Source organism: Paenibacillus germinis, from assembly GCF_013141785.1.
Lineage (GTDB): Bacteria > Bacillota > Bacilli > Paenibacillales > NBRC-103111 > Paenibacillus_E > Paenibacillus_E phytorum.
Genome location: NZ_WHOC01000060.1, coordinates 20,371 through 27,265, shown reverse-complemented (window position 1 = coordinate 27,265; position 6,895 = coordinate 20,371). Strand labels below are relative to the sequence as shown.

The 6,895-nt window shown below is 43.4% G+C and carries 2 protein-coding genes and 2 pseudogenes; 2 read left to right on the top strand and 2 right to left on the bottom strand.

All coding sequences use genetic code 11. The features are described 5' to 3' along the window. Positions 1 to 206 precede the first annotated feature (206 nt). Positions 207 to 695, top strand: a complete 489-nt coding sequence (locus GC102_RS11440; protein WP_171689646.1) for a P-loop NTPase family protein — start codon at positions 207 to 209, stop codon at positions 693 to 695. Positions 696 to 1,013: 318 nt separating this feature from the next. Beyond that, positions 1,014 to 1,997 (top strand): zinc-dependent alcohol dehydrogenase family protein, encoded by a 984-nt coding sequence (locus GC102_RS11435; protein WP_171689645.1) that lies wholly within the window; start codon positions 1,014 to 1,016, stop codon positions 1,995 to 1,997. A gap of 450 nt (positions 1,998 to 2,447) precedes the next feature. On the opposite strand, the pseudogene GC102_RS11430 reads toward GC102_RS11435, so the two are convergent. Together GC102_RS11430 and GC102_RS11425 are read right to left on the bottom strand one after the other, a co-directional pair. Beyond that, positions 2,448 to 5,410, bottom strand: a pseudogene (locus GC102_RS11430) (Tn3 family transposase). A 3-nt stretch (positions 5,411 to 5,413) separates the two neighbouring features. Next, positions 5,414 to 6,330 (bottom strand): annotated as a pseudogene (locus GC102_RS11425) (tyrosine-type recombinase/integrase). Positions 6,331 to 6,895 lie beyond the last annotated feature (565 nt).

Below are 6,895 nucleotides of genomic sequence, written 5' to 3'. Positions count from 1 at the left end.
GTACTGCCCTGGGTGAAGAACGTCGGAAAGCCGTATGCGGGAAAACCGCACGTACGGTTTGATGAGGAGGGGCTGGCATCCCCAGCCCTTTACTCTACTTTTCGTAGCTTGTATTACATTAATAAGAGGTGTAAGCAAGATGATGACGAAATATATGTACATGGGCAATACATAAACTATTTTTTGTAAGTACAGCGGGGGAAAATATGAAAAAAGTTTACATAATCGGAATTGTAGCCAGTGGCAAGACAACACTTGCGAAGCAATTATCGAATAAAAGAAATATTCCCTGGTATGAGTTGGATAGTATAGTTCATCATATAACGGAGACTGGGAGACATAAGCGTACAGCCGCAGAGCAGGTTAAGGTTATTAAGGAAATTGATAAAAATGGTACTTGGATATTTGAAGGAACCGACCGCGAATCCTATCGTTGCTTATATGAAATGGCTGACACAATCATTTTTCTAGACACACCACTGTGGAAGCGGAGAATTAGAATCCTAACGCGGTTCTTCAAACAAAACCTTGGTATTGAAAAGTGTCATTATAAACCTGATATTACCATGTTAAAAATGATGTACAAATGGACACATGACTTTGAAAGTAATAGACCAGATTTTGAAGCAAAGTTACATTTATATAAAAATAAAGTAATTAGACTTTATGATAATAAAACTTGGATTTCGATATGAGATTGCACACTTAACTGGCAAAAGTTAAGTGTTTGCTGATTCAACTATCGAGGAACGATAGTTAAACATAAAGGGTTCCACATATTAGTCATGTTTAATATGTGGAACCATTTATTATATCTGACTTTCCTAAATCTAGGTCTTGATAAACCGTGTAAATAAAGTTGTAGACTGGCGGACGGACAGATTAGTATAACGTTACTGAGTTGCTTAAGCGAATCTCCTGAAAGTATATTTTGCATAAGTAGTCATTCGTGATACACTAAATCCCAATGTTTATTATATCGACCTAATGAAAGAGCAAAAGGGATGGGGCATATGAATGGACAAACAATTTGTTTCCATGAATTCGGTGAACCACAAGACGTCTTAGCAGTAGAACAGCGAGTAGTTACTCCACTAGAGCCTGATGAGATTTTGGTGGAAATGATCGCTCGTCCGATAAATCCGTCTGACTTGATCCCCATTCGCGGTGCTTATCGACACCGTATCTCTTTGCCATGTATTCCAGGATATGAGGGCGTAGGATCAGTCATTGATATTGGTATTAGAGTGCAAAAATCCATGCTTGGTAAGCGTGTATTACCTCTTCGGGGAGAAGGAACTTGGCAGCAATATGTAAAAACATCTTCTTCTTTGTCTATTGAAGTACCAAATTCCATCACTGACGATGAGGCTTCTCGATCATATATCAATCCTCTTACTGCATGGATTATTTGTAAGGAGCTTCTTAAACGTTCCAATAATTCTTTCCTACTAGTTAATGCGTGTAGTTCTGCAATCGGACGAATTTTTGCTCAATTATCTGTTGTTTTTGGATACAGGCTTATAGCCGTAGTGCGGAGTTCGGAGTATACACAAGAACTGTTGCAATTAGGTGCGTGGCATGTGATTAACTGTTCACAGAGCGAAGTCTATAAAACTGTGATGGACATAACGATGGGGCAGGGTGTTAATTCTGCGATTGATTCTATCGGTGGAAGAGAAGGATATGATCTTGCACTTACTGTGCGACGAGGTGGTCTCTTTTTGTCCATTGGATTGCTATCAGGGCTGCAAGTGGATTGGAAGCGAATCGCAATTGAACTTAATATTCAATCGAAAATTTTTCATTTGCGGCAATGGATACAGTGTATCTCAGTCCATGATTGGCAAAATTCCTTTCTACAGATTTTTGCATTGCTTCGTCAAAAGCAGCTCTACTTGGGAAATGTTGAAGCGAGATATAATTTAAACGAAATTACAAAAGCGGTGCAGATAGCCGAACGATTGGGACGGCAAGGGAAATTGCTGCTTACATGATGGAATCCACTCTGAACGTTTGTTCAATAAAACAGCAGCAGTCTAGGACTTTATTTTCTTGTCCACGGCTGCTGCTGTTTTGTATTTTTGGGTCAGTCTAATACTTATTTTTCGGAGTCTGAAGGTTTTGTAATTCGAAAAACCGCGCGGATTCAATCCAGTCTAATACTTTATTTTCACAGAACAGTATCCACTCCTGATTCTCTGTTCAGTGACATTAAAGTTGGTAGATATCATTGGCAACTCGAAAGAAAAGTCCCAGAATAAAATTCATAATAAAAAGCCTTACCGTGCTTGGGCTTATACGAAAAAAGGAGCCTCCTTAGTTGTTAGAAGGGGGTAGCGCCAACATTTTAACGAAAATATACGCTAAGCCTTCGAACGTGACCAGCTTGGTGTTTTTTCTTACTCTAAGCCAAATTGTCCGGGCGGTGTGACCCGGACGAACGGTTATTCAACTTCATGTTGTTTAAGCGGTCGCAATGAATTTAGAGACGTATTCTGCTTGAACTTGAATTTGTATTCACCCAAGAAATTGATATGCTCCCATCCCAGAGGAGAAATATGATTTAAAAGTTCTTCCTGGAGCTTACTTTGCTTTTTGCGGTGTTCTGTTGCTTGTTGAAGATAGACGGTATTCCAAACGCTAATCGCATTAATGATGATATTGAATGCGTTGGCTCGTTGGAGCTGATCCTGTAGAGCACGTTCCCGCAGTTCTCCATGTTTGCCGAAAAAGATCGCTCTAGCCAATGCGTTCATGGCTTCCCCCTTGTTTAACCCCCGGTGGATTCTTCGCCGCATCGCTTTGCTTGAAAGATAATCCATGATGAAGATCGTTTTTTCAATGCGTCCCATCTCCCGGAGTGCGGTGGCCAATCTATTTTGTCTTGCATAGGAGCCGATTTTACCCATAATGAGTGATGCCGAAACGGTTCCTTCCCGGATGGAATGAGCCAGCCGGAGAACACGTCATAGTTCTCTTGAATGATCTTTGTATTGTTCTGCCCTCGCAGCAGTATCTCTATTTTAGGAAAATCAGCAGGCTTCCCGATAGCGTACAGCTTGGAATCAGCCAAGTCGCGTAAGCGCGGCACAAAGCGAAATCCGAGCAAATGCGTTAAACCAAAAACCTGATCAGTGTATCCGGCGGTATCAGTATAATGTTCCTCAATGGTCAGGTCCGTTTCATGATGCAACAATCCATCAATGACATGTACGGCACTCCCGAGCGTTCGTATTGATGACTTTCGTGTAGAACGTGGAAAATTGATCGCTCACGAAACGATAAATCGTAGCTCCTTTTCCGGTCCCATAGTGGGGATTCGCATCTGCGTGAAGCGCCGAAACACCGATCTGGACGCGCATTCCATCAGATGATGAGGTGGTACCATTTCCCCAATACGAGGGCAGCGCCAGCTTATGATGGAAATTAACGAGAACAGCCTGCGCTTTATTCATCACGTCTTCGTACATCCGCCATTGCGCTGCATTGGCCATCTGACGATATGAAATGCTTGGCGTGGCTTCGGCCATCTTCGTAAGCCCAATGTTCGTTCCCATTGCCATAAGGGTAGCCATGAGGATTGTCGTTTCTTCCTCGTTAGGAGTGCGGTTACTGGAAGCGTGAATAAACTGCTCATGAAAATTCGTCCAGTTAGCTACTTCCATGAGGAGATCCGTTAGCTTTATTCGTGGAAGCAGTTCGTAAAGGGAAAGACTGAAATTCCGGGATTCGTCCGGAACATCTTTCTCCAATCTCTCGATGTGCAATTTTCCGTTCTCCAAATTCACGCCGTCCAGCTCGTCAATATGGTCAAAAACCCAGTGTAATCTTTGATGCAGCGATTCAGTCCGTTCTTCAAGATACTCCTTTGCTGACATGCTGACGGCAAGCTTTATAGCATTAGCTGGATGACATTCCAATCCTCTTTCGGCACAAGGTATTCCTCGAAATTATTATGTTGACGGCTCCCGACAATGGAAACGTCACCGGAACGAACATAATTGCGCAGCTCTGTCAGAACGGCCATTTCGTAATAATTCCGGTTGATCGTTCCGTCATCATCGTAGACGTGCTTTTGCCAGCGGTTTGAAACGAAACTTAGCGGTGCGCCTTCTGGAACTTTTCGCTTCCCGGTTTCATTCATATCTCGAATGATATCGACCGCCTTCATTAACGGCTCCGCCGACTTAGTTGAACGAAACTCCAACGATTTTAACAACGTTGGCGTGTACTTCCGGAGCGCATAGAATTTCTTTTCCAGTAGGTCCAAATAGTCGTAATCGACAGGCCTCGCCAGTCGCTTGGCTTCCTCCACGGATGCGACGACGGCATCAAACGCAACAAACGGATCGATGCCTTCGCTACGGGCTTTGATTAGAGCTGCCCCGAGATCAGCAAAATGGACAACCTTTTAGTTGATTGATTTACCGTTTTGCTTTTGCAGTTCCTCTTGGGCTTTTCTCCCTTTGGAGAGAGTATCATGATCTGAGGGTCATGAATTTCGAAGGCCAAGTCAGTCAAATCCTGAATCAGCTCCAATAGGTAAGCTACTAAAGTCGCGTACTTTTTCGGATCATTAAAGCGGCGGAAGGAGTGAGGTTCGTAGCGTGAACCAATTTTAGAAAGCTGCCGCAGCCGGTTCGGATGAATGCCTTTAGTATCGACTTGTAGCTACAAGTCACGTATGTATTCGAGTTTTTCAATAACCTTCAAAAAAGAATCCGGAGAGCTGATACCGGGAAATTTCCCTTAACCATGCCAAGAAGGTTTTACTGCTGTCTGGCATTATGGTCAAGACGCGGTCCAGCTTAACAATCTGTACTTCTGTCAAAGATGTACTAAGCAGCTTGAATATTTTTCTTCTGTTCGTTTGCGTGTCTCCCAAACAGCTCTTTCAATTGTAGTCATCGAAGGAAGTATGATTTTGCGCTTGCGTAAATCTTCGAGTGCATGCTGTATCAAGTGTAGAGGATTGCGGTTTGCCATTGCATTGTTAAAAAGAGCACAAGGAACGATATTCGCTCAAGGTAAATGCCTGGTAGCCATATTCCTTCCTGATTTCCTCCAAATGCTCGTATTTCGTGGCTTCTCGTTCGCCGTAAGATGCAAAAGACTCCACATCGGCGTTGTTGATTTGTTTAGCGATATAACGAAGGACTTGAACCGGTACCTCCTTTATGTCAGAAAGAGTCCAGCCGAGATAGCGAAGTACGCACAGCTGCACGGCAAAGCCGAGTCGATTATAATCTCTTCGCCGCTGCTGAATGATTTCAAGGTCATGCTGGGTAAATGTAAAAGTAAAATTGGTGCCCAATTCCCATTCGCCGAGATCTTGCGGTATTTGCAAATATTGCAGCCTTTCCTCCGGAGTTAGCAGTTCCCTTACTCTCGCGTAAATCGTTCTCATCCCTCATTGCCATGCTATTTTTTCGATTTCAGATTGCAGATCCGCACGAGTCGACTTGACGTAAATCATCGTTGTATCCAGACTATCGTGTCCCATAATTTGTGCCAAGCGGTGTAAAGGCGTGTTCTCTGCCATTATGTACCCGAACCGGTGCCGTAGATCGTGGGCGCTCAATCCTTTAAGCCGCGCCGCTTTCATGTGTTTTGAATCAAATGGCGTAAAGCTCGTTCGGTTAATCGATCGCCAGTTTTCTCCGAAGGAAACAGATAAGAACCGTCAGGAGGGAGGACTGCCAGATATCTTTCCAAAGCAGCTCTGCACGTAGCGTTCAAAGGCACTTCTCGCTGTTTATTTCGTTTCCTGGACCGTACCGTAAGCTGGCCGCTGCGTTTTCCGATTTGAATGTCGCCGGAAGCCAGGTCGCATACTTCCATTGTTCGTAAGCCGGTGTGAAACATCAAGATAAGTATTGTCTGATCCCGAAGGGAATCGCCATGCTCAGCCGCAGCAATCAATGCAGCTTCTTCCTTGTCTGTCATCTGCCGAGGGCTTACTTTTTCTTCCGGAACCAATTTGACCGGCTTTGAAGGATCGCGGCGAATCCTGGATTCCGACGTGGCCCACTCAAAAAAACGTTTCAGTGTTATCAGCCTCCTGTTGATGGTAGCCGGCTTCAATACCATTACTTTTTGCGCGGCTTCTCGGTATCGTGTTAATGTTGGAGTAGCTACATCTTCAATTTGAAATACAACTTCTTCCTCTTGATGGTCGGTTGTCTCAAACCAACCGATAAAATGTTTCAGGTCACTTGCGTATTCCTTTAGCGTTTTGGGATTTAAATCTTCAAAGGTGGAAAGAGCGTGAATGAAGTCTTGTATTGCCTGTTCCCCGCGTTTTGAAATCCCGGTTGTCTTTCCCATTAGCGAAGCCTCCGAATCTCGATTTACATTAGCGGACATCAAGTATGCGTTATGGAAATACCATTAGAAATAAGAGTGTCATTCCTTTATGGTTGTTCGTAAGAATACACAACTTGAATGAACAGCTACATGAACCCATAGAGCATTCAGAAAGATCCGATAGCCCACGAACAATACTTGACAAGTGCAGACATAAATAATAAAATTGCTCCAAACGAAAGGGTGTATTCCATATGCATTTCACGGAAACTGTTAAATTATATCCCAAAAGCTGCTCCGAACAAATCGATAAAACGATGAAGCGTTGTCCGGAGCTTAATCAAAGAGCATCATGCTCTTTCTTCATCGACTGATAGCCTTCAAATTTTGGCGTGGAATTCCATGCTTATTTGGTTGTGCCGTCGGTCGATAAAATGATTAAGGGGCTGTAGACAATATTTCGTCTACAGCCTTTTGTGATATTATGTTCAGTTCCTAGCTGAAGATAGTATTGCTGTACCTACATGTAGAGTACAGAGAAGCAGAGGGCTTGTGCCGAAAGGTGCAATACCCTCTGCTTTTTTGT

What these genes read in the sequence shown, in the direction of transcription:
- GC102_RS11435 (WP_171689645.1), top strand. Translation starts at nt 1,014, where the DNA reads ATGAATGGACAAACAATTTGTTTCCATGAATTCGGTGAACCACAAGAC.
- GC102_RS11440 (WP_171689646.1), top strand. Translation starts at nt 207, where the DNA reads ATGAAAAAAGTTTACATAATCGGAATTGTAGCCAGTGGCAAGACAACA.